A 24,187-nucleotide genomic window follows, 5' to 3' on the forward strand; every position below is an offset into this window, starting at 1 on the left:
GCCGCTGATCCCCAACAACCGTAACGGATACTTCGTCGTGACGGTTATCTCACCGTTACGGCTACTTCACCGCAAAGCCTACTTAACCGCCGCCTGCAGCTCCTCCGGCGAGGTCAGGTACGTGTCGGTGGCCTGTTCGCTGGCCTGGGGGGCGGAGGAGATCGGCCGACCTTTGGCGTCCTGATAAGAATGGGATTCGAAGAGGAAGTCGAAATACTTCTGGGCGGATTCGGTATCCACGGTGCCGAAGGTGGCGGAAGCGGACCGGTAGGCGGTGGCATTCCCCCAGTAGGAACCGGCGGTGATCACCTGCATGCTCCGTTTGACGAAAGGCAGCTTCAGCCCGGCGGTCTTGCCTTCGGGGGAATCGGTCAGAATCTTGGCGGCTTCGTTGGGATGCAGGTAAGCGCGCAGGTAGCCTTCCTGCGTGGCCAGGATGAACTTGCGGGCGATGTCCGGATGCTGGGACAGGTAGGGGCCGGAAGAGATGATCCCGATTTCGTCCGCATTGCCCGGCACCCCGTAGGCGGGTTCGGTGAAGCAGTTCAGCTTAGGGCCGTACATGTCCGCCTGCACCCCTTCCCAGGTGGAGTAGAATCCGCCGAAATCGGCCTTGCCGGTGGACAAGGTGTTGAAAGTGGAGGTTCCCACGGTCACCTTGCTGAACTGGCCTTTGCCCCCATCATGTTGAATCATGCGACGGACGACGGAGTCGGATTCATTGCCTCCGAAAGTGGCGAAGACCTTGCCATCAAAGTCCTTGGGGGATTTGATTTTCTTGTTGGCCGCCAGGGAGCACCAGATGGCGGAAGGCTTGCGCTGGACCTGCATGATGAAGGAAAGCCGTCCGTCTTTGATGTTGGCGTCGGCCACGTTGGACATGTTGGACAGGGCGAAATCGGCGCCACCTTTGGAGACGGATTGTTCGGCCCCGGCCTGGCTGGTGGCCAGGATGGTCACGTCCAAGCCCAGTTTTTTGTAGTAGCCCTTGTCCCTGGCGACGAAGACGCCGATGTGATTGGTATCCGGCGCCCACGACATCATGAAGGTTACTTTGGTCAGGTGGGAGGCCTGCTCTTGGTCGGCGCCAGGGGCGGTGCAGGCGGAGAGGCCCACGACGGATATAGCGGCCACGGCCGTGACGGCGGCGGTCTTGAAAGGACGAGGGCCCCTACCGCTGCCGGCTGGCGCCGACACCTCTCCGGCCAGCCGCGAAGGACCACTCTGCCGGGATGAAAATGAAAGAAATAAAAGAACAGACCGCAGACGCTGTTTGATCGTGGCGAACATGCCATACTCCCCGTCTCTAGCCATAAGCTTGGTGCTTTCAAGACGGCAAGGACTGGCAGAGACGACAAGGTACAGACCGGCCGCCCCAACGCCAAGCGGGAATCATCCTTCCGATCGCCGCAGGTGCCACGCGTTGGTAAGCAGGGTCCATTTTTCCCCCTAGTGGAGACAAAGTCTACATCTTGTCGGGAGCGGTGATGGCCAGGAGCCCCAGACCATTCTCGAAGACCTGGGCGGCGGCGTCATTGAGCTTGAGACGGGCTGCGGCGCGGGCGGGTTCGGGATCCTTGGCGACCTTGATGGCCTGAGCGTCGGCGGATTGGGCTTCCTTCTCGGTCAGCTCCATGGGGACCACCCGCTCGGCCGCATACCACTGGTGATACTTGCCGGCCAGGTCCTCCAAGTAATGGGCCAGGCGATGAGGCTCGTTCAGATCGGCGGCGGAGGCGACCACGGACGGGTAAAGGGCCAGTTGGGCCAGAATCTCGGAATCCGCCTCGGTGTCCAGCAGGCTCAGGTCGGCCCCGCCGACCGTCAGACCGGCCGCGGCGGCGTTCCGGTCCACGTTCTTGGAACGGGCGTGGGCGTATTGCACGTAGTAGACCGGATTCTCGTTGCTGTGCTGGGACAGGAGGTCCAGGTCGATGTCGATGTTCTGGGTGTAGGAAGTGCGTTCCAGCGAATAGCGGGTCGCGTCCACCCCGACGACCCCGACCAGGTCGTCGATGGTGACCACGTTGCCGGCGCGTTTGCTCATGCGGACCGGCTGGCCGCCCTTGACCACATTGACCAACTGGCCGATGAGGATCTGCATGTTGTAGTTGGGCTCGTCCCCGAAGGCGGCGCAGACGGCCTGGAGCCGGTTCACATAGCCATGATGGTCGGCCCCCAGCATGTAGATGGCGATGTCGGCCGGGTCTTGTTTGCGGTGACGCTTGTTCCAGTAGTAGGCGATGTCGCCCATGATGTAGGCGGCTTCCCCGTTGGATTTGATGATGACCCGGTCCTTGTCATCCCCATACTTGGTGGACTTGAACCAGGTGGCCCCATCCTTCCGATAGATGTCCCCCAGATCCTTCAGACGCTGGAAGGCCGCGTCCACCTCCCCATCCTCGTAGACGGAGTTCTCATGGAAGTAGACGTCGAAGTTGACCCGGAAATCGGCCATGGACTGCTTGATCTCGTCGAACATCATAGGCACGGCCCGCTTGCGGAACTCTTCCCGTTGCTCGCTGTCGCCTTCGCCCAAGGGCTGACCATCCGCGTCCTTGCCGCCATCCACCCGGGGCAGGGAAAGCACGTCAATGCTTTCAGCCTTGGCCTGGTCAATCACCTTTTGGGCGATTTCGTCAATATAAGCGCCCTTGTAACCATCGGCCGGAGCCTCCTCCCCGTGGGCGGCAGCAACCAGGGACTTGGCGAAACGGTTGATCTGCTCGCCGTGGTCGTTGAAGTAATACTCGCGGATCACATGGGCGCCGTTGGCCTGCAGGATACGGGCCAGGGCGTCGCCGATGGCCGCCCACCGCGTTCCCCCGATATGGATGGGGCCGGTGGGGTTGGCGGAGACGAATTCCAGGTTCAGGGTTTTGCCTGCCAGGTGGTCATTGGTTCCGAAGGCGGCCTTCTGATCCAGAATCTGATCGACGATTTGAGAAGCCGAAGCGGCGTTCAAAGTGATGTTGATGAATCCGGGGCCGGCCACTTCCACGGAGGCGATGCCCGGGTCCGCCTGCAGGGCCTGAGCGAACTTCTGAGCCAAGTCCCGGGGGGCCATGCCGGCCTTCTTACCCAGCTGCATGGCGATATTGGTCGCCCAGTCGCCATGGGACCGGTCTTTGGGGCGCATAACGGCGATTTTGTCTTCAGCCGGAATCATCTCATTGGCCAGTTGACCGGCCTGTCCGGAGGCCACCAAGTCGTGCGCGGTGCGGGAAATAAGCTGTGCGAGTACTTCAGGATTCATTCTTGTTAGTTTATAGTCAGCGGCATACACCGCCCTCGGCCTTCTCCGACAGGACCGAAAGACTTTAAAAATAACAAGAGGTGGGAGAAAAAGAAGACCCTGATCCCCGAGAAAGAGAAGGACTGTAAAAAGTGGGCTTGAAGGGATTCGAACCCTCGACCTTCTGTTCCGGAGACAGACGCTCTATCCACTGAGCTACAAACCCGAACAAAAGACGCGAGACGTCGGCCGCCCCGCATCGGATGCACTCCTACTCTAACCCATATCACGGTCAAAAGCGACATGGCCGTGACACAACCCAGCCTCGGCCCTTCATTCCCAAGGCCTGTCTGCCTTTCCCGGCGAACGTCCGAGGAAAAGAAGCATCAGCTGGTCTTTCTCCCCTCTCCCACTTTTCCCATCTTTCAAAATCCCACCCTCGCTCCGGGTCCCTATCCTCGCTCCGGACCTCTCCGCATCCCCCCCGAAGAGCGAAGAAACCCACAACGGGTCCAACACGGCGATAGACAAGTCGCGAGTAGGCGTTGGTAGGCGGAAGGCCGTAAAATGAAGCTATGACAGACCCCCTGAATCCGGTGCCCAGCGCCCGGGATTTCGAATACGATCGTCGTTTCTTCTGCACCGCCCTGCCTGGCGACCTCACTGTCAGCGAACAACCCAGCCTTATCATCCAGAGCTACTACGTGCATGAGGACAACTACGCCCTACGGGTCCGGGTCAAGACCCCGGGGGTCCGCCTGGACATGGACGAAGGGACTGACCCCTACCAGGCCTTGGACCGGTTCCAGGACCGGTTCGCCATCGCCACCGTCACCGTGAAAGGGCCATCCCTCAGCGGGACACGCTACGAAGCGGAACGGGAGATTGACCCCGGCATCGCCGTGGAGCTGATCAAACGGGGAGGCAAGGCCTTGGTGAAGACGCGCTACACCGCCTGGATCGGCGAAGACGGGTGGAATCTGGACGTTTTCGGCGGGGATAATTTCCCCTTGATCTGCGCTGAAGCTAAACGGAACAAGCCAGTGACCAACCTGCTCATCCCCGATTTCTGCACGACGGAAATCACCGATGACTGGCGCCTCTCCAACGACGGCCTGGCCGAGCACCCCTACAGCCAATGGAAGGACGCTTTCTTGGCTGAGCTGGAAAGGAAAGGCCCGCGCTTCCATGAAGGATTCGGGGTCAACCGCACGGCGGCCATCGACTGAAACTGAAACTGGCTCAGCGCGTCAGTACATGAGCGTGGCCAGGCGCATGCGAGCCTTACGCACCCTTTCATCCGTCGCCTCAGGAATGGCGAAGTATTCCAAGAGCCGCTGGCGGACGGCATCCAAAGTTTCCGGGTCTCCCTTGTGCCCTTGCAGGAAGTCGAGCAGGCGGGAGAAGGCGTCATCCAGGTGACCGCCGATCATGTCCACATCGGCCACATCCAACTGGGCCTGCACATCATCCGGTCTGTCCCCCGCGGCCTTTCGCACGGTCCTCAGATCCGCCTGACCGTTGCGGGCCAGCAGGGCGGACTTGGCATGTTCCCGGGCGGCGACGAGGTCGTGGGGATTGGATTCCATGATTTTGGCGTAAGCGGCGGCGGCCTGTTCGTATTGACCATCCTGGGTCAGCTGATAGGCCTGCTCATGGCCTGCGGGGATCTGCGCGGCCGCGGGTTGAGAAGAGTCGCCAGAGGCGGCGGACGAGTCGGAACCTTCCCCGGCGCCCTCGTCGCCGCTCTTCTCCAGGTAAGGGGCGGTGCCGGTGATGCCGGCCTGCTGGGCGACGGAGACCAATTGGGGCAAAATCTGGTCTTTGATCTGAGTCAGCTCTTCCTCGGTCGGCATCCCTTGCACGATTGGCATGGGCCGTCCTCCGATCAAGGCGTACAAGGCCGGGGCCCCTTGGACCCGCAAGGCCTGCACCACTTGGGGATTCGTGGCAATGTCCATCCGGACCAGCTGCATCTGCCCTTTCATCCGGTCCACGACGCCAGCCAAGCGGGAAGCCAGGTCGAAGTAACGCTCATCATCCGCCTGCCAGAGCAGAAGCAGGATGGGATAGGTGGCGGACATACGGACCATGGACTCGAAACCGGCCGTATCCACATCCACCACATAGCCGCCCGCGGCGGGAGCCCCTCCTTCTTGCCCGGCAGGGGCCTCAGGCTTATGCTTGAGGGATTCCAAATCAACGGCTCCGGCCAGATTCATCCCGGCCAAGGAACGCTGGGCCTGGGCCCGGCGGGATTGTTCATCCATCGAATGCCTCTTTTCTTTTTTCCTTTATCGCCGGCCATGGCAACGCCGGCTTGTCTGATAGCCGGAACGGCAGACGCGCAGACCCGCCGCTTCGGAAGAATTCACAGGTCGCCAGCCGTCACTTAGCTTGGACGGAGACGGGGACCCGCTCGGATCCCACGCACCTGATCACCGTATTGGTCTTATCCCCTTTGAAAGGAACATACAGGGCGACCACGTTCACATAATCCGCCTCGATGGACTGCTTGCCGTCCTGCTGGCCGAAGAGGGCCTTCTCCGAGTCGGAGATGGGCAAGGACTTGCGGTCTTTGCCGGCGGTGCGGGTCCAGGTGGAATCGATTTCCGCGATCACCAAGGCTCCCAAGGTGGCCTTGGAAGCGTTGGAGGTCCGGGACGTGACCAGCACGCGGATCGCCCCCTTCCTAAAGCTGTATTCCTGCCGCTGGCTGCCGCCGTTCTTCTTGATCCCTTGGTCGATGACGGTGGTCAGTTTCTGCATCTCGGTGCTGAAAGCGTCTTTGTCGAACTTGGAAGCGTTCGAGGAGGAGGTCCCCTTCTGCAGGTAATCGGCGTAGGCCTTCACCGCCTCCTGGGGGGTCATGATCAGCCCATCCTCGTCGGCCGTCCCCTCATGATTGGGGTAATTGGTCTCCGAGGATTTGGCCGTGGCCGGGGCCTGAATGGCGAAAGTCGGCATGGTCACGCCGGGAAGCATGCGGACCAAGCCCCAGAGCTTGTAGTTGGTGCGGGCCGAGTCCTGGGAGAAAACCAGGATCCGGGCCGTCTGCCTGTCTTCGGTCGGGCTGGTGATGGTGTAGAGGGACCGGGGCCAGCGGGACTCCACGGGGACGACCAGCTGCTGGTAACCGGTGGGGATGGTCGCGGCCGGGTCCAGTTTTTTGGTGGCCTTGGCGATGGTGAGCTGGGCCGTGCGAACGGCCAGCTCCGGACCTTCGGCGTATTTGGCCAAGGCGTCCACGTCCTGATTGGCGTCGGCGGAGACCACGTCCTTGATGACCCGGGACCGGATCTTTTCCTCCTGGGTCAGGGTGACCACGGAAGTCTGGGACAGGTCCGATTTCTTCGGCTCGGGGATGCTCCCGCAGGCTGCCAGGGAAGCGACGGTGGCCACGCTCAGGCAGGCGGTGATGATTTTGGGGAATCGCTGGAATCTCTTAGTCATGGTTTTCCTCCTGCTGGGATCCGTCTTCTTCGCTCGGGCTTTCTTTCGGATTTTCCTTCAGGCTTTCTTCTGTATTTTCGCCCGGATCGATCGGGTTTTCCTTCTGCTCGGACCGCCCGTCCCGCCCTGCCTGTTTTTCCTGCTGGGCCAAGGATTCGGCTGCCGCCGCTTCCACATTGGTGATGGACGAATCCGGATTGCTGAAGAGGTCCTTCTTGACGGCGGCCTCCTTTTCCTCGGCCAGGATGTCGACTGTGTTGTCCTCAGGCGGCTGGGAGTTCTCCGATTCCATCCGGGCCAACCAGGCGGACATCTCGTCGAAGGAAGCGGTAGCCGTTTCGGCGGCCTCAGCTTCGTTGGCCTCCGACCCGGCCCCCGCATGCCGGCCCGCATTCTGCTGGGCCAGGTGGGAGCTGCCCGTGGTATGGTCGCTTTTCTTTCCTCTGGCCTTCATCACGATGTCCCGGGCGGACAGGCCGGCTTCCTCATCGGCCGGCTTGTCGGACAGGGCGGCCAGGTTGGCGACCATGTTGGCCTTGGTCGGATCGACGATGGACGGCCCTTCGGACGCGCCTTCGCCTTCCGCGTTGGAGAGGGCCTCCTGGGCGCTGAGGACTTGGTGCTTTTTGCGACGTTTGAAAGGCCCGAAGCCGGAGGAGATTTCCTGGGGGTCGGCGTGGGAGGGGACCTCTTCAGGCCGCTGGTATTGGAAGCTTTCTTCCGCCCCAACCAGAACGGCCGTCGGGGTAAGGTCTTCTTCCACCGCCTCTTGTTCGGCTATGTTCTTCTTGATCCGGGGCCGACGTTTGAAGGTGGCCAAAAGGGTGGCGGACAGGAGGGCGAGCAGGGCCAGGATTCCGGCGGCCAGATACCAAGGCCAGGCCAGGTTGGGCATGGTCGTGCGGTGCCACCGCATGGTCACGGAGGTCAACGGCTGCGAGGAGGAGATGATGATGGACTGCCCCGACGAATCCGACAGGGTCTCGGTGACGGTCCCGGTTTTGCAGGTGACCTTTTCCCAGAGATCGGAATCCTTGAAGGAGATGAAATCATCCCCCGAAGGCTCATCCACGGCCGGGGCTTCCCCTTGGCCTTGGACCTTGGACTTAAGATCGGACAAGGAGGACAAGCCGGTCAGGACGGTGACTTTGTTGTTCCCCGCCCAAGCGGCTGCGTCCCGGGCGCGGCCGACAGCCAAGCAGACTTTGGCATCGGCCGAGGCCTGGGCCGTGACCTCCAGGCGGGACCCATTGACGTTGGCCACCCCATCAGCCGTATAGACCAGGCTGGTGGTCATTTTGCCGGTTTTCGCCTCCAGATAAGGTTTGGGAGCCCAGGCGGTGCTGTAAAGAACTCCGAAGACCAAGTTGATCACGGCCGCGAAGAAGAAGAGCGGGGCGACGATACGCCGCAGGACTTTCTTCCTGGCCCAGCTTTGATGTCCAGACCCTTCCTTTGACTCGGAGGAAGAAGCGGAGGGGCCGTCGGACTCCTCATGGTCGGATGCATGCTCGGCGGCTCCCAGGTCCGCTCCAGCCCCTTCGTTCGCGGCGACATCCGCGGCGGCGTCCTGGTCGGAATCCCGCTCCGAGGATTCCCCTTCGGCGGGATCCTGGTCCCGCAAATCCTTGTTCTCTACGATTTCACCCTCGGTTTCGTCCTTGGTTCCATCCTTGGTCTCATCAGAATTCGTCTTATCGTTTTCCACTATGAGGCTCCTGACTCGTACGTAACGGAACCATTCTAGCGGATAAGAGGCACAATTCCCACACAAAGCGGACAAACCCCTTCCCTCCGGCCCCTTCCTCATGCTATGGTGAACTTGTCGTCCACCGACGACACTCCATGTTTCAGGGCAGGGTGCGATTCCCTACTGGCGGTAGAGCCCGCGACCCGCGAAAGCGGCTGACCCGGTGGAATCCCAGGGCCAACGGTATAGTCCGGATGAAAGAAACGAGTACAAATGAACACCAATCATTCCACGAACCGACCCACGAAAAACGGATGGTCGACGGCCCGCATCGCCCTTTATGCGCTTTTTGTCGCTCTGGGCATAACCTTGAGCTTCTTCGCCATCCCCTTCCCCCCTCTCCCTTTCCTCAAATACGATTTCAGCGGGGTCATCTGCCTGATCGCCGCCTTCGCCTACGGACCCGCGGCTGGAGTCACGGTCAGCATCCTCACTTACGTCCCCCACCTCCTCTCCAACCCTGTAGGGGCTTTGATGAACATGGCCGTCATGATCCTTTTCAGCCTGACCGCCACGCTGATCTACCAGAGGAACAAGACCCGCCCGCGGGCGGCCCTGGGCCTGGTCGTCGGCGGAATATTGGCGACCATCCTGGCCTTGCTGCTCAACCTGGTGGTCACCCCCCTCTACTACCACGTGAACGTCATGCAATACGTCGGCATGATCATCCCCTTCTACCTGCCTTTCAACCTGGCGAAGATGGGTCTGGACGCCGTCATCACCTTCCTCTGCTACAAGCCCGTCTCCCTCCTGGCGAAGAAGGCCCTGTAAGCATGCCCTCCCCCTCCCGGCCTTTGGCCGACCTCTCCCACGTCTCCTACTTCTACCCTGGTCAAGATCAAGCGGCCTTGCAGGACCTGAGTCTGACCATAGAACAGGGGCAATGGGTGGCGATCATGGGGGACAACGGATCCGGCAAGAGCACTTTATCCAGGATCCTGTCCGGCCTGTCCCATCCGGATTCCGGCCAAGTCAGGCTTTTGGGATCGACCGTTTTCGCTGACGGCCAGGTCGACTTCGATTCCTATGACCAGGTCCGCCCCCGCATCAGCATCGCTTTTCAGAATCCGCAAGATCAGATCGTCTCCAGTCTGGTGGAGGACGACATCGCTTTCGGACCCGAGAACCTGGGCTGCCCCCGGCTGGAAATCAGCCGGCGGGTGGACTCGTCCTTGCGGGCGGTGGACATCGCGGACCTGGCCATGGCCGATCCTTTGGACCTGTCGGGCGGCCAGCAGCAGAGGGTGACCATCGCTTCGGCCCTGGCCATGGAACCGGACATGCTGATCCTGGACGAGCCCACCGCCATGTTGGACGCCCAAGGCCGGCAGGAGTTGATGGACCGGTTGCGTCTCCTGCATGAAGGCGGGTTGACCATCGTCCTCATCACCCATAACCGTTACGAGGCCCTGCAGACGGACCGCATCGTGACCATGGTCCGGGGAACGGTGGTCTCGGACCGGAAAATAGGGTCCTCTGGGGGAAGTCGCCGGAGGGCGGCCGAAGATTCCGACCAGGTCAAGGCCATCGGATCAGGTCAGACCATCGGTTCTGACCAAGTCATGGGCTCCGACCAGGTCATCGACCCTCAGGCCTTGCGGGAGAGGGGAATCCCCGTCACCATCCTGGGGGGAGCCCAGACCAAGACCAGCCGGACTTCCGGCGACCCGGTCCTGACGGCTCAGGGCCTTTCCTACCGCTATCGATCCGCCGACCATGACACCCTCAAATCCCTGTCCTTATCCATCCAAGCCGGGGAATTCATCGCCCTGTGCGGGGAGAACGGGGCTGGAAAATCCACCTTGGCCATGCTCCTGTGCGCCTTGGATAAACCCAGCGCGGGCCAGGCCCGCATCCACGGACTCAACCCTTTCGCCCGCAAGAACCGCAAAGAGATCCGCCGCCATATCGGTTATGTGATGCAACATCCGGAGAACCAACTTTTCGCCGATACCGTCGCCGAAGACATCGCTTACGGACCCCGCTGCCTGGGAGCGACGGCGGATCAGGCCCGGCGGCGGGCGCTGGAGACCGCCCGCCTGCTTTCGATCGACCATCTGCTGGACCGGACCCCTTGGGACCTGTCCGGCGGGGAAAGGCGGATGGTGGCCATAGCCGGGGTCTTGGCCAATCAGCCCGACATCCTCCTTTTGGACGAGCCGACGGCCGGCCTGGATGCCGCCACCTCCCAGCGCCTCCTCTCCCTTTTGGATAGGCTGAATGGCGAAGGCCTGACCATCATCATGATCAGTCATGATTTGGCCGACGTCGCCGTCCACGCCAGCCGGGTCCTCTTCCTGCAGGCGACGGGCAAGGACGACAAAGACGAAGAAGGCTCCGGCCAACCGGCCGCCGCAACCGATCAGGCTTCGACCCGATCCGCCCGCGTTGTTCGGTCCGCCGCCTCCACCTCCTCCCTCCTGTCCCGCTGCGACCCCAGAGCACTGATCCTTTCCTCCCTGGCCCTCATGATCGCCGCCTTCACCATCTCCACCTGGCCCATGCTGGTTTGGGGCATGGTCCTGATCCTTCTCGCCTCCTGGGCCGGACGGGTCAAACCCGCCTCTGTCTGGCTGCAGGTGCGGAGGTTCCTCATTCTCTTCGTCTTCATGGGCCTGATCAACATGTTCTTCGTTCACCAAGGCAGGCTCTTATGGTCGTGGGGGGACCTTTCCCTCACCACCGGGGGCTTGTGGTCGGCCCTGCTTTACCCCAGCCGGTTCGGTATCATGATCGTCATCGGGGCCATCCTGCTCATGGTCATCCCCCCGATGCGGATGACCGACGCCTTCGCCAGCCTGATCAAACCTTTGCGCCTGCTGGGGGTGCCCACCAGGGATGTGGCTTTCGTGCTCAGCCTGGGCATGCGTTTCGTCCCCATCATCTCCGACGAATTCCTGAGCCTGCGCCGGGCCCAAACGGCCCGTGGCGCCTCCTTCGGCTCCGGCGGTTTCGGCAGCAAGGTCAAGGCCATGACCTCTTTGGTCGTGCCTGTCCTCGCCGCCGCCATCCGCCACGCCCATAACCTGGCCCTGGCCTTGGACGCCCGTTGCTATTCCAGCGACCGGCCCCGTAGCCTCTGGCATCCTTTGGCCTATTCGGCCGCTGACCTTCTTTTGACCATCTTCATCGTCTCATGGCTTGCCGGTCTGACCCTCCTGAAGCTCTTATAGCTCTTGGGACTTTTATGACTTTCATGGTTTTTATGACTTTTACGGCCCCCTCCCGCTGCGACTATGAACGAACATGAAGGTTACGTACAACCCTGAACAGGCCGGGAAGATTAAGAATGATCATGAAGGACCATGCCTGCCGTATGCTAAAATCCGTCGTCTCCACCAGTGAAAATCCTGCGAAACCCGCTTGACTTATATCTCATATTTCATATTACATTATACTTATTTCAGCTACAAAGTGGTAGTACACACTTTAAAGAAGGGGATGCCGATACCTCGTAACCCACTTACCAGTATCACATGATATTCAATTTTTTCAAGCGTGAACTTATTGACGGTGAGACTCACCATCAATATCTCTCCCATTCTCTTCTGGATAAGAGAATGGGAGCTTAATGAAAACAATTTTTCGCAAAACTCCTAGGTTAATCATGAAAATTAATTTGACTAAATCCTTAGCAGGCCTTATCACATTAACATTTTACTAATTCCTGCTACGGCTTTCGCATCCAGTATCGACTACACAACTTCCCAAGATGGTATACAATCTGAACAAATTCAAAATATCATCAGCGGAACGTCAACCATAGAAGCTGAATTGGCGAGACAACACACGTCAGTGACAGAACAGCTGCAGCATATGTCTGATGAATACATCTCCATGCTTTCAGATCCCACTCTCTCTGCCGAACAAAAAAATGACATCGAAGAAATGATTTCTTGTTTGCAAGATGAAATCCAAGAGTATAGTAGTTTTTCTAAAGAAAGGTTGCAGCTTCAATCTAATCAGTCATCTTCCAAAATCATAACAAAAGTAGGAACCCCCCCCAAGATAAATACTACGACGCAGCAATCACTACTGTGACTGCTTGGTTCCAGATGAAGGGCTATAAATTATCAGCGGAACTTCTCACGCATAATCGCGCAAATAAAAAAAGAAATTCACTTTATCTTCCAATTTATGGAAGCCGAGTCTGCGAATCACCTTTGTTCGGCAAACTTCGAAAATCGTCGAATCGTTTTGGAAGTTCGGCATTCCCCAATCAAGGAAGTACCGTGGAAAGAGATTTATATTACTCAATTCATCGATTTAACTGGTCACGAACAGGAAGCTATGTAACCATTACTGATACTTATGATTGGAGTCAAGATAAGAGCTACACTTCAATTGCGGGGATTGCTGTCAATACGATGTATGCAGCTCAGCAACGAGGTATATTGATTCCATACAAAATCAGTATAACTCGTAACTAATTCGATTTCGACAAATCGAAAGAGTAAAAGGAGGACATATGGATAACCATAACGAAAAAGAAAAAACACGTGAATCCGCATCAGGCAAACGCAAAGGCCTGATCGTCGTGCTCATCCTCTGCCTCGTCCTCGCCATCGGGGCCACGGTGCTGATCCCCCTTTACCGGAACTATCGGAAGACCGTCCGCGAAACCTATCTGGACAGGGTGGCCTCCAGCTGGGGACTGACCCTCCCGGCCAAGAAAACCATGATCCAGCAATATACGGATGACGACAACTGGGACGGAGGCGACCTCCTGGCTTTCACCTTCCGCCCCAGTTCCCCCGTCAAAGGGACGAGCCTGGACCCATCCCGCCTCACTCAAGGCATCTCGCAAGCCGATCTTGACGACCTGAACGATTTGAGCGACATGATGTCCAATGAGGGAACGAAGCCGGCCTTCACCATCCCGGCCACTCCCGAAAAGGCCAGGAACCTCTCCTTACACAAGGTGAAAGGCAAGAAGGCCACCCTCTACATCCTTTTCGACCGATCCCGCCAGACCTACTCCCTGATCGAAGCGAAAGGCTGACAGGCCCCGGCAGGGACTACAATGGTGTCCTGATCCATTCTTCGACCGGGAGGCGAGCTCATGCTCCTCGCAGTGGACATAGGCAACACCAATATCGTCATCGGCCTGCTCGGCCCTGCGGATGAGGCAGGGACCAGGTGGCCACGCCCCGAGGTCTCCAAAGCGACCAGGCCCATCATCGCGACCTACCGCATCACCACCGCGGCCGCCCACACCAGTGACGAATACGGAATCATGCTCCTGCAGTTCCTGGCTCTCAGCTCCTGCAAACCGGCCGACGTGGAAGGGGTCATCATCTCCAACGTGGTTCCCTCCCTCATGCATTCCTTCCGGGCGGCCATCATCAAGTTCTTCGGCCTCAACCCGCTGGTCGTCGGCCCCGGGGTGAAGACCGGGCTCAGCGTGCGCATAGACGACCCCCGCAGCCTGGGGGCCGATTGCCTGGTCGATTGCGTGGCCGCTTACAACCTCTACCCCGCCCCCTGCCTGGTCATCGACATGGGGACGGCCACCACCTTCAACATCGTGGATGACCACGGGGCCATCACCATGGGCCTCATCACCGCCGGCCTGCAGACGTCGGCCAAGGCCTTGGCGGGAGAGACCGCCCAGCTTCCCCAGGTGGAGATCCGCAAGCCATCCACCATCCTGACCAAGAACACGGGCGAGGCCATCCAAGCCGGCCTCTACTACAGCTTCCTGGGCGGGTTGGAGACGATCGTCAAACAGATCTCAAGCGAATACGAGGCCCAAAGACCCGACTCCCCCAAACTGACCGTGGTCGCCACCGGAGGCTTGGGCCGGGTGGTGGAAGAGGACGCCACCGCTTTGGGAATCCTGGACGCCTACGACCCCGACCTGATCTTCAAAGGCCTGGACATCATCTATAGCAAAACGGCCCGCTACTGAATGACGTGATGGTCATGATGATGCTGGAATCCGCCCATCTCCCGGCGAGCGCGGGCGATGGCGCGACGGGCCAGGTCATGCGATGATCCAGCCCCCTCCCCTTTGACCCCGAAAAGAACCATGAGGACCATGATCAGGGCGATGAGGGCGGAGATGCGCAAGACCCATTCGACGGCGAAGACGCTGGAAACGATGACCAAAGACCTTGAGCCGCCCAGGGATTGGAGCCGCAAGCGCTGGAAAAGGGCCATGAGGATGACCAGGATCGGAGCCCCTACGGCCCCGGCGGTCTGCCTGGCCGTGTTGGTCACCGCCGAACCGGCCGACACTTCATCCGGCTCCAGACAGTTCAAGGACCAGGTGGTCACCGGCATCAGGGTGAAGCCCATGCCGATCTGACGGGTGAACTGGCAGATGGAAACCCACCAGATCCAGGTGTTCATATCGATCATGCTCATCATGACCGTTCCGATGAACAGGATGCTGGTGCCGACCAGGGCCACCGGCCTGGCGCCGAAACGGTCGAGCATACGGCCCCCGAGGAACTGGGCGATGCACTGGCCGAAAGCCCCAGGCAGCATGATCAGGCCGCTCATGGTGGCGCTGAAACCGCGGTCGTTCTGGATATAGAGGGGGATGATGACGGTGATGGAACTGAAGGCGAAGAAGCTCAAGGAAGCCACGATGGTGCCCGTGCGGAAATAGCGGTTCTTCAGAACCCCCAGGTCCAAAAGCGGAGGCTCGGCACCTCCTTTCCCCTCTTGAGTGGCAAGTTCGAACCTCCTGGCCATGGCCAGCTGCCGCAGGACGAACCAGACGATTCCGACCAGTCCGATCAGCATCGGGGCCCAGACCAGAGGATGAAGGAAGGGGTAGGACTCGATGTTGGTGAAGCCGAACATGAGGCCGCCGAAGCCGAAGACGGACAGTCCCACCGAGAAGAAATCGGCCCTGGCCTCCTTATCGTTCTCCCCTATATTCCTCAAGGCGAAGAAGCCCAGGACCAGGGCCAGCAAACCGACCAGGGCCAGGCCGAAGAAGATGGAACGCCAGCCGTGCGAGTCCGTCTGCCAACCTCCGAAGGTCGGGCCCAGGGCGGGGGCGACCGCCATGGCCACCCCCACGGTCCCCATGGCCAGGCCCCGGCGGGACAGGGGGAAGAGGGTGAAGACGGTGATCTGCAGCACCGGCCACATGACCCCGGTTCCCATGGCCTCCAGAGTCCTTCCCAGCAGGACCAGGCCGAAGGTCGGGCCCAGCCAGGACAGGACGGAACCGATGATGAAGATGGCCATGGACGACAGGACTATCTGCCTGGCGCTGAAGCGGCGGGTCAGGAAGGCGGTCAGGGGGACCATGACCCCCATGACCAGCTGGAAGATGGAGGTCATCCATTGGCCGGTGGTCACGTTGATGCCGAACTCGTTGACGATGGTCGGCAAGGCGGCCGAAAGCTGGAGTTGGGTGAAGTTGCCTAGAAAAGTGATGAAGGTCAGGGTGGCCAGGGAGATGAAGGCGGGCCTGGTCAGTTTGCCGCCGGTGTAAGCCTTGGCCGGGTCAAGGGGCTTCGCCAGCCTTTGGAAGGCCGACGGCCGCCCTTCGCCGGCCGAAACCGCTCTCTTCCGACCTCCGCCGCTCTGGTTCGTCATGGATGAATCACGCCTCACATACTCACTGAAGACCCACTACCCGAGGATTCGAGACCTGACGGTTCGAGACTCGCTGTCTGAAGACTTCCGTCTAAAAATCCGCTGTCCAAAGACCAGCTCACCACTCAGGTATCTTTTCCGCTATAAAAGGTCACTATAAAAGGCCGCCACGACTCTGCATGTCGGGCCGGCTCACACTGTGACCGTCAGTCGGCCTTTCCACGCGGCCTTTCAACTCGACCTTTCCGCGGGACCCGGATCCGTCACCGTCCAACGCGACCGAAAGTGGAAATCCTGGCCACTGACCGGATCGGCGAAATCCAACTCTTGAGCGACCAACCGCAGAGGGTCGCTGAAATCATCATAAGCGGCCTCAGGCAGGATCTCGGGGTAGAGGGGGTCCCCGACGATGGGCAGACCCAGGGAATTCATATGGACCCGCAGCTGATAGGTTTTGCCCGTCCGCGGGAAAAGATCATACGAGCGCAGGCCTTTTTCCAGGGTCTGACCCCGAGGCTGATCGGCGCTCAAACGGATGATGGTCACCGCGTTGGGCTTATCGGCCTCTTCGCAGGCTTGGAGCACTCCCCTGGTCTTGGTGATGTGGGAGCTGCGAATCAGAGGGAAGAAAAGCCTCCGATCGTCCGGGCAAGACAGGCGGAGGCCGGACTGATCGTCGATCAGCGGGAAAAGAGTGCCCAGGGCCGGGCGGACCACAGGCTTGGCAGGGGCCAGACAAACGTACTTCTTCCGGGCCTGTCTGTTTTGAAAAAGAAGCTGATAATCCCGCCGATAGCGCGGGTCCCGCACGAAAACGACGATGCCCGCCGTCATCCGATCCAAACGGTGGGCGGGGGTGATGGCCTCGTCCCCATACTTCTCCCGCAGCCGAATCAAGGCCGTGGACCGATACCACATCCCCCGGGGAGTGGTCGGGAGGAAATGGGGCTTGTCGACGACGATGATCCGCGAATCCTCATATAAGACAGGCAGGTTAAAGGGAATATCCGGCTCCTGAGTCACCCACCTGTGGAATCCAGGCCCAGAGGATCCAGGCTTATGGAATCCCGGGGCCTGACCGTCACCGGAGACAGGCGCTCCCGCCGGGGAGCAGGCAGTCACCGGAGGAATCCCGGCAAATCGGTGTCGGACTCCCCGGCCGCGGCGTTGTCGATGACGGACTGCCGGTACAAGGCCGCCCAATCCGAGTCCAGAACCAGGCCGATGGCCGCGGGCAGGGTCTGGGCCACATCCATGGCGCAAATCGGATGCCCGGCAGGCATGGGGTGGATCCGGGAATCCGTCGGGTCGGTCAGCAAGGCCTTCTGGCTGTTGTAGTCCCCTGCCGCGATCGCCGCGGCCAGACTGTGGAGGAAGACCCCGGCGGCGGCGACGGTCTGGGTGTCCAGATCGCCCTTATTCATCGCGGAAGCGTTCTGAGCCAAAAGGGCCCCCAGAAGGCCGGCCAGAACGTCCCCTGTACCGGCCGTGGCCAGCCAATGAGTCGCCTCCAATTGAAGAAGCTCGTGGGATGAGTGGGAATCGTAAATGATGGTCGGGGATCCTTTCAGGACGACCACGCATTCCAGTTCGTCAGCCAGGATCTTGGCGTATTTGCGGGGGGCGGACTCCACCTCCTGTCGGGTCACCCCATACCCGCAGATGGTCAGCATGGAGGCCGCTTCGCCCGCGTGAGGGGTGACGACCACATGACGCAGGCTGTCCGCTTCGGTCAAAGGCCGGTTGGCCGCCGCCTGGGCGAAAAAGTCCAAAGCGCCAGCGTCCACCAGGCAGTAAGTGCCTTTGACCAGATGCCGTAAAGAGTTGTGCAAAGCCAGACGGTCGCCAGGGCAGGACGCACCCTCCGGATGGCCCTCTGAGCGGACCCTCGAGCGGTCCTCCTGAGCCTCCTTCGGATGAGCATCAAGGCCATCCTTACAATCGTCTTTTGGGCCATCGGCGAGACAGCCGTCGAGGCTACCTTCCCAATAATCCGGATTGCCGGCGTAGGAGGCCAGAAGCTGGACGGCCAAGGCGTAATCCTCCTGGCCCAAATCCCGGGAGGAGACGGAGGGAAAACCGGAACCAATCACCCAGGAATCGGTATGGGTGGCGAGGCTGGCCCCCATGACCACTTCCGGCCGCCTAAGCAGAATCAGGTCCCTGGCCGCGGCCGGCCCTTCGTAACGCACATATCCGGCACCGCAGCGGGCGGCCGCATTCACCCCCAAGAGGGCGGCCCCGGGGTAGCGGGCTGACCCGGTGAGCAGGGAAACCACTCCCCTGGTGTATTTCGAATCACCCGGCCCGGGATAAGTCACGGCGCGGGCGATCCGGTCGACTGCCACCCTGTCAGACATGGTCATTCACCTTCGCCATTCAGCTTTCCGTTCATTATGTACTATGCACGATGCACCATTCGCTACCCGCCAGTCGCTACTCGCTAGTCGCGACGTGCGACTCACGAGGATCCGGCGACCCATACCCATAAACCAAGCGGTCACCGCCCGATTCCGACGGACCTACTCGACCGTCACCGACTTGGCCAAGTTACGGGGTTTATCCACGTCATACCCCTTCATCTTGGCCATATCCATGGCGAGCAGCTGAAGGGGGATCACATCCACCAAAGGACTGAGCAAGGTGGAGCACTGTGGACGCCAGAAGACCACATCCGCGTAGTCCTTCACGTCCTCGTCCCCTTCTTCCGCCACGGCGATGCAGTAAGCCCCACGGGCCTTGACCTCCTGGATGGCGGAAATCACCTTGGAATGCAGGATGTTGCGGCCGCGCTCAGGCGGCACGATGATCACGAGGGGCTCCCCATCCTCCACTAGGGCGATGGGGCCATGTTTGAGCTCGCCGGCCGCGAAACCTTCGGTGAAGGTGTAGGCGATCTCCTTGAGTTTCAGGGCGCCTTCCATGGCTACGGGGTAGCCGACGTGACGACCCAGGAAGAGGAAGGAACGGGCGTCGACCAGCTTGCGGGCCGTCTCCTCGACAGTCTCGGTCTGGGTGTCCAGAACCTTCTGGATCTTATCCGGCATGGTCTGCAAGGAATCGATGATGCTCCGGATCTCGTCCCGATACATGGTCCCCTTCACCTGGGCCAGGTAAAGGCCCAGAAGATAGGCGGCAGTGATCTGGGCCACGAAGGCCTTGGTGGAAGCGACGGCGATCTCCGGCCCCGCATGGGTGTAAAGGACGGCGTCGGATTCGCGCGGGATCGACGACCCTTGGGTGTTGCAGATGGCTAGGACGCGCGAGCCTTGTTCCCGCGCGTGGCGGACGGCCATGAGGGTGTCCATGGTCTCTCCGGACTGGGAGATGGCCACCACCAAAGTATGAGGGGTCAGGATGGGGTCCCGGTAGCGGAATTCATGGGCCAGCTCCACCTCGACCGGGATCCGCACCCAGTGTTCGATGGCGTATTTGTCCACCATGCCGGCGTAGGAGGCGGTCCCGCAGGCGACGACGATGATCTTATCGATTTGGCGGAAATCCTCCTCTTCGATCCTCACTTCGTCCAAGTTGAGATTGTTGGCCATGTCATAACGGCCGATCAAAGTGTTGCGGACCGCTTCCGGCTCTTCATGGATCTCCTTGTCCATGAAGGAGTCCCAACCGCCCTTTTCCGAGGCGGTGGTATCCCAATCCACGGTGAATTCCTTGGTCTGGGTGGGGTTGCCGTCGAAATCGGTGACGATGACTGAGTCGGCCGTGATGGCCACGGCCTCATCCTGGCCAAGCTCCAAAGCGTGCTTGGTGTAGGCCACGAAGGCGGCCACATCCGATCCGAGGAAGTTCTCCCCCTCCCCCAGGCCGACGACCAGGGGGGAATCGTGGCGGGCGCCGACGACCAGGTCGGGCTGGCGGGAATCGACCGCCAGAAGGGTGAAGGTCCCGGTGACCATGCGAGCCACCCGGCGCAAGGCCTTGAAGAGGTCAGGCCGTCCTTCGTCGGCGATGATCTGGTTCTGCACTTTGCCCAGGAGCTTGGCGGCCACTTCGGTGTCGGTACTGGAGACGAAGCGGTAGCCTTCGGCCTGCAGCTCGAACTTGAGCTGGGGGGCGTTCTCGATGATGCCGTTGTGAATCAAGGCGATATGCCCGTCCTGGCTGATATGGGGATGGGAATTGACGTCGCTGGGGGCCCCGTTGGTGGCCCAGCGGGTATGACCGATCCCCACCGTGGCGTCCGGCATGGGGCGGCGGCCGATGTCTTCGACCAGATTATCCAGCCGCCCTTCCTTCTTGCGGAAGGCGACCCGCTCCATGCCCGGGGAGACCAAGGCCACGCCAGCCGAGTCATAGCCCCGATATTCCAAACGTTTCAACCCTTGCAAGCAGACTTCCAAAGGCTTACTGCATGCCGTGCCCTTACCGGCATATCCAACGATTCCACACATGGTTCCCATTCTATTGCCTTCACTGGGCTTTTCGCCACCAGCATGCGACATCCACGGTTTTCCGCCAATGAGCGGGCAAAGAGAAAGCCACCGGATCACGAGGTCAGGTGGCTTGGGGTTTTAGTGGCGAGGGTTGGCCTCGACCAGCTTGACGAACTTGTCGATGTAGCCCTGGACGAATTCCCGGGTTGATTCGTTGGCGAACCCGCCTTCCTCGTTGATCATGTTTGCGGACTTGCCCAGGAAGACCTCGGGCTGGCCCATGAGCGGCATATCGAAGTAGGACAAGGCCAGGCGCAGGGTCTTCTGGGAGCTGTAGCCACCCATGGCACCGACGGAATGGCTGATGATGGCCCCGGGCAGGCCCTTCCAGGCCACGTCCCCATTGGGCTTGGAGGCCACGTCGATGGCGTTCTTCATGACGGCCGGGACCAGGCGGTTGTTTTCGGAAGTGACGAAAAGCACCCCGTCGGAATCCTTGATGGTCTGGCGGAAGGCGGTATAGGCTTCAGGCAAAGGGGCGTACTCCTCGGCCGGATTGTCGTAATCGGCGTTATACAAAGGCAGGTCGCCGATCTCGACGATCCTGGCCTCATAGCCTTCGGGGAACATGGGAATGACCGCCTTGGCGATCTTGCGCGCGATGGATTCGCGGCGGAGGCTTCCCACCAGAACGGTGATCTTCTTTGACATCATGCATCTCCTTATGAAATCGGGAAGGGACCGGAAAGCCATTCAGGCCTTCTTGCCTTCCTGCCCTAATGGATGTCTTGCGATGCCATTTTATCCTACGGCTTCCGCCGGCAGCGGATTCCAGGCCGAAAGGTGACCCAGGCCACAGCCCTTTTCGCCTGCAGGCTAAAGGCCGCGATTCCCGAGTCAGAGGACCGAATCCAGGAAATCCTTGAAACGGCTGGTGCTGGGATGGTCGATGATGCTGGGGTCCCCCGACTCGACTATCACTCCCCCGGCCATGAAGACCACCTGGTCCGCCACCTCCCGGGCGAAACCGATCTCGTGGGTGACCACCACCATGGTCATGCCTTGTTCGGCCAGCTTGCGCAGGACCCCCAAGACCTCGCCGACCAGCTCCGGATCCAAGGCGGAGGTCGGCTCGTCGAACAGCATGATGTCCGGATGCATGGCCACGGCCCGGGCTATGGCCACCCGTTGCTGCTGGCCGCCGGACAGTTGCGCCGGGTAGTAGTCCAGCCGGTCATCCATCCCCACGGATTCCAGACAGGCCAAGGCCTCCTTCCGGGCCTCCTGCTTGGGCAGGCGGGCCACATGGGTGGGGGCTTCCATGACGTTCTCCAAAACGGTCATATGTGGGAAGAGGTTGAATCGCTGGAAGACCATGCCGATGTGGGACCGCTGCCGGGCGATTTCCTTCTCGTTCAGGGCCTGGAGGACCTCCTTGCCCGCCCGGGAGATCTTTTTGTAACCGATGAGCTGGCCATCGACGGTGATGCTGCCGCCGGTGATGGACTCCAGTTGGTTGATCATGCGCAGGAGGGTGGATTTCCCCGATCCCGACGGCCCCAGGATCACCGTGACCGTCCCCGGGTCCACCTTCATGCTGACACCTTTGAGGACGTGCAGGTCACCATAGACCTTATGCACCTGGTCGATGACGATCTGCGCTTCCTGCTTGTCTGTCATTGCCTGCCTCGTAGTCATATGCCTCGCCTCCTCACGCGTTCAGACCCAGATTGCGGGCCCGGTTCGCCTTGCCCGCCTGCCCGTCTTCCACCGGGGCGGCGGCCGACGTCTTCCCGTCGAAGCCCCGCCCGAAATACCGCTCCAGATAGGTCTGCCCCACCATGAGGATGGACGTGATGACCAGGTACCAGATGGCAGCCACCAGCAGGAGGGGAATCGGCTTATAGATACGGTTGGCTATGGAGTTCGTCACGAATTGCAGCTCCATGGTGAAGGGGACGGCCAAGACCAGGGAGGTGGTCTTCAAAAGACCGATGGCTTCATTGCTCATAGGGGGCACGATGATGCGCATGGCTTGGGGCAGGACGATTCGCCGCATGATCTGGCCGCGGCTCATCCCCAAGGCCTGGGAGGCCTCCCTTTGACCGGGGTCCACCGATTCCAGGCCTGCCCTGACGATCTCCGACAGGTAGGCGGCCTCATTCAGGGCCAAGCCGACCAGGGCCGCCACTCCAGCCGTGAAGATGTCTTGGGTGCTGAGACTGACGAAGGATGGGCCGAAGGGAATCCCCAAGCTGATCTTCGGCACCAGGACGGCGATCAAACCCCAGAAAACCAACTGGGTGTAGACGGGGGTCCCGCGGAAGAACCAGATGAAAAACCAGCTGACCCCTCTGAGGACCAGGTTCTGGGACTGGCGCATGATGGCCAGGATCACGGACAGGACGGTGGCGATGGCGAAGGAGCCGACCGTCAGCAGGAGGGTCCAGCCCACGCCGGTCAGAACATGCTCATTGAAAAGGTAAAGCCAGACCACCTTCCACTGGAAATTCGGGTTGGTGACCACCCCGTGGATGAGCATGGCGGCCAGGATCCCCACGATGATGGCGGCGATCCAGACCCCCGGCCGGGGAAACGGTCGGGCATGGATCCGGTTGGGGATGTCAAGGTCCTTCTTGTCTTGTCCGCCCTGCTTGTCTTGTCTGCCTTCGTTTTTCCGGGTCATTGTTCATCTCCTGTCTTGGAAGCGTCTGGCGAGGCCGAGGAATCGGATGAGCTGGGCGTGGCATACGCCGCCCCGGTCGTGGTGCTGGCTGCATCGGCTGTAGTGGATGTACCGGCCGCACCGGTCGCGCTGGTTGTGCTGACGGCGTCCGCCTTGCCGGAGGTCAGGTCGGGGTTGATGACGGCCTTGGTCACCGCCCCGGAAGCCACCCCCCACTTATCCAGGATCGCCTTGTAGACCCCGCTGTCGATCAGTTTCTGCAAGGCGGCCTGCACCGCTTTGGTCAGCTTCATGTTGTCTTTGGCGATGACGATCCCCATGGGGGCCACTTCCTGCGGCCGGCCCAGGAGCTGCAAGGCCCCGTCGGTTTGTTTGACGGCGTAGGCGGCCACCGGGGTGTCCGTGTACATGAGGTCCACTTGCTTGTTGACCAGGGCGATGGTGGCCGAGGCCTGGTCCGCGTACGATTTGACCGTCAAGGTGGCCTTGCCCTGGGCCTTGCAGGTCCGGGCCATGGCCAGGATGCTTTCTTCCTGGGCGGTCCCGGTCTGGACGGAGGCCGTGGCCCCGCACAGGTTCCCGACGGCGAGTTTGCGGGGATTGCCCCGGGTGACGACGAAGCTGAGCCCAGCCCGGTAATGCTGGACGAAGTTGACGCTTTTCTCCCTTTCCGCCGTGATGGTGAAGGCCGACATGCCCAGGTCGAATTTGGACCCCATGGCCGGGATGATGTTGTCGAAATTGGATTCGATCGGACGCACCCTCAGCCCCATCACCTTCCCGAGGCCCCGGGCTATATCGATTTCATAGCCCATGATGGTTTTCGTGTCCTCACCCGTGTATTCGGCTGGAGCATAAATGGCATTCGTTCCTATGGTCAGCTCGCCCGAATCTTTGATATCCTTCGGAAGAAGGGCGACGACGTCCGGATTGGTCCGAATGTGGGAATAATCGAAACTTTCCGCCTTCTCATCCAACCCGTCCGAAGTGCCGCAGGCCGGTAAGAGACAAACCATCCCGAGGACCAGCACAAGGGCGGCAGCCAAACGCCCCAAGCCAGGAAGACGGGCGGACCCTTTTCTCCATACGCTCATAGACATCACGCCTCCTGT

20 protein-coding genes, 1 tRNA gene and 1 riboswitch are annotated in these 24,187 nt (G+C 60.4%); of the genes, 7 read left to right on the top strand and 14 right to left on the bottom strand.

Annotation, left to right across the window (positions count from 1 at the left end; translation table 11 throughout):
* Positions 1–78: 78 nt before the first annotated feature.
* From PSDT_RS05295 to PSDT_RS05305, 3 genes are all read right to left on the bottom strand, one after another.
* Complete coding sequence (locus PSDT_RS05295; protein WP_006290297.1) at positions 79–1,314, bottom strand: ABC transporter substrate-binding protein; 1,236 nt, start codon at positions 1,312–1,314, stop codon at positions 79–81.
* Between the two features lie 151 nt (positions 1,315–1,465).
* On the bottom strand, positions 1,466–3,256 hold the full coding sequence (gene argS, locus PSDT_RS05300; RefSeq protein ID WP_036737391.1) for an arginine--tRNA ligase: 1,791 nt from the start codon (positions 3,254–3,256) through the stop codon (positions 1,466–1,468).
* 132 nt (positions 3,257–3,388) lie between these two features.
* Positions 3,389–3,461, bottom strand: a tRNA-Arg gene (locus PSDT_RS05305).
* Positions 3,462–3,810: 349 nt separating this feature from the next.
* Here PSDT_RS05305 and PSDT_RS05310 point away from each other — a divergent pair.
* Positions 3,811–4,464, top strand: a complete 654-nt coding sequence (locus PSDT_RS05310; protein WP_006290295.1) for a CYTH domain-containing protein — start codon at positions 3,811–3,813, stop codon at positions 4,462–4,464.
* Between the two features lie 21 nt (positions 4,465–4,485).
* Here PSDT_RS05310 and PSDT_RS05315 read toward each other — a convergent pair whose 3' ends face one another.
* From PSDT_RS05315 to PSDT_RS05325, 3 genes are all read right to left on the bottom strand, one after another.
* Positions 4,486–5,505, bottom strand: coding sequence for a co-chaperone YbbN (locus PSDT_RS05315; protein ID WP_006288967.1), 1,020 nt, complete (start codon positions 5,503–5,505; stop codon positions 4,486–4,488).
* 118 nt (positions 5,506–5,623) lie between these two features.
* Positions 5,624–6,688 carry a hypothetical protein gene (locus PSDT_RS05320; RefSeq protein WP_006288966.1) on the bottom strand — a complete coding sequence of 355 codons (1,065 nt, stop codon included), beginning with the start codon at positions 6,686–6,688 and terminating at the stop codon, positions 5,624–5,626.
* A complete protein-coding gene (locus tag PSDT_RS05325) occupies positions 6,681–8,396 on the bottom strand; it encodes a hypothetical protein (protein WP_223293551.1) in 1,716 nt (571 codons plus the stop codon). The genes PSDT_RS05320 and PSDT_RS05325 overlap by 8 nt, the downstream gene beginning before the upstream one ends.
* Positions 8,397–8,530: 134 nt before the next feature.
* Positions 8,531–8,648: riboswitch (FMN riboswitch) on the top strand.
* A 3-nt stretch (positions 8,649–8,651) separates the two neighbouring features.
* On the opposite strand from PSDT_RS05325, the gene PSDT_RS05330 reads away from it, so the two are divergent.
* The 6 genes from PSDT_RS05330 to PSDT_RS05345 all read left to right on the top strand — a co-directional run bounded on the left by PSDT_RS05330 (position 8,652) and on the right by PSDT_RS05345 (position 14,349).
* On the top strand, positions 8,652–9,209 hold the full coding sequence (locus tag PSDT_RS05330) for an ECF transporter S component (protein WP_006288964.1): 558 nt from the start codon (positions 8,652–8,654) through the stop codon (positions 9,207–9,209).
* Positions 9,210–9,211: 2 nt separating this feature from the next.
* A complete protein-coding gene (locus tag PSDT_RS05335; RefSeq protein WP_006288963.1) occupies positions 9,212–11,611 on the top strand; it encodes an energy-coupling factor transporter ATPase in 2,400 nt (799 codons plus the stop codon).
* 622 nt (positions 11,612–12,233) lie between these two features.
* On the top strand, positions 12,234–12,479 hold the full coding sequence (locus tag PSDT_RS08275) for a hypothetical protein (RefSeq protein ID WP_143828282.1): 246 nt from the start codon (positions 12,234–12,236) through the stop codon (positions 12,477–12,479).
* Positions 12,480–12,493: 14 nt separating this feature from the next.
* A complete protein-coding gene (locus tag PSDT_RS08590; protein ID WP_211205032.1) occupies positions 12,494–12,868 on the top strand; it encodes a hypothetical protein in 375 nt (124 codons plus the stop codon).
* Between the two features lie 38 nt (positions 12,869–12,906).
* A complete protein-coding gene (locus tag PSDT_RS05340) occupies positions 12,907–13,440 on the top strand; it encodes a hypothetical protein (RefSeq protein ID WP_006288962.1) in 534 nt (177 codons plus the stop codon).
* Positions 13,441–13,500: 60 nt separating this feature from the next.
* Positions 13,501–14,349, top strand: coding sequence for a type III pantothenate kinase (locus PSDT_RS05345; protein WP_006288961.1), 849 nt, complete (start codon positions 13,501–13,503; stop codon positions 14,347–14,349).
* Here PSDT_RS05345 and PSDT_RS05350 read toward each other — a convergent pair.
* The 8 genes from PSDT_RS05350 to PSDT_RS05385 form a co-directional block, all read right to left on the bottom strand.
* Positions 14,343–15,998, bottom strand: coding sequence for an MDR family MFS transporter (locus PSDT_RS05350; protein ID WP_006288960.1), 1,656 nt, complete (start codon positions 15,996–15,998; stop codon positions 14,343–14,345). The two genes, PSDT_RS05345 and PSDT_RS05350, sit on opposite strands and share 7 nt — an antisense overlap.
* Before the next feature lie 231 nt (positions 15,999–16,229).
* Positions 16,230–17,021 (bottom strand): pseudouridine synthase, encoded by a 792-nt coding sequence (locus PSDT_RS05355; RefSeq protein ID WP_006288959.1) that lies wholly within the window; start codon positions 17,019–17,021, stop codon positions 16,230–16,232.
* A gap of 95 nt (positions 17,022–17,116) precedes the next feature.
* A complete protein-coding gene (locus PSDT_RS05360; RefSeq protein ID WP_223293550.1) occupies positions 17,117–18,358 on the bottom strand; it encodes an ADP-dependent NAD(P)H-hydrate dehydratase in 1,242 nt (413 codons plus the stop codon).
* 162 nt (positions 18,359–18,520) lie between these two features.
* Positions 18,521–20,407, bottom strand: a complete 1,887-nt coding sequence (gene glmS, locus PSDT_RS05365) for a glutamine--fructose-6-phosphate transaminase (isomerizing) (RefSeq protein WP_006288957.1) — start codon at positions 20,405–20,407, stop codon at positions 18,521–18,523.
* Positions 20,408–20,527: 120 nt separating this feature from the next.
* On the bottom strand, positions 20,528–21,100 hold the full coding sequence (locus tag PSDT_RS05370; protein WP_006288956.1) for an NADPH-dependent FMN reductase: 573 nt from the start codon (positions 21,098–21,100) through the stop codon (positions 20,528–20,530).
* Positions 21,101–21,286: 186 nt separating this feature from the next.
* The gene (locus PSDT_RS05375; protein ID WP_006288955.1) at positions 21,287–22,087 is read right to left on the bottom strand and encodes an amino acid ABC transporter ATP-binding protein; all 801 of its coding nucleotides are present in this window, start codon (positions 22,085–22,087) and stop codon (positions 21,287–21,289) included.
* 13 nt (positions 22,088–22,100) lie between these two features.
* Positions 22,101–23,075: an amino acid ABC transporter permease gene (locus PSDT_RS05380; RefSeq protein ID WP_006288954.1), complete on the bottom strand. Its 975-nt coding sequence runs from the start codon at positions 23,073–23,075 to the stop codon at positions 22,101–22,103.
* Positions 23,072–24,175, bottom strand: a complete 1,104-nt coding sequence (locus PSDT_RS05385; RefSeq protein WP_006290289.1) for a transporter substrate-binding domain-containing protein — start codon at positions 24,173–24,175, stop codon at positions 23,072–23,074. Before PSDT_RS05385 ends, PSDT_RS05380 begins: the two co-directional genes overlap by 4 nt.
* Positions 24,176–24,187 lie beyond the last annotated feature (12 nt).

Source organism: Parascardovia denticolens DSM 10105 = JCM 12538 (assembly GCF_001042675.1).
Classification (GTDB): Bacteria; Actinomycetota; Actinomycetes; order Actinomycetales; family Bifidobacteriaceae; genus Scardovia; species Scardovia denticolens.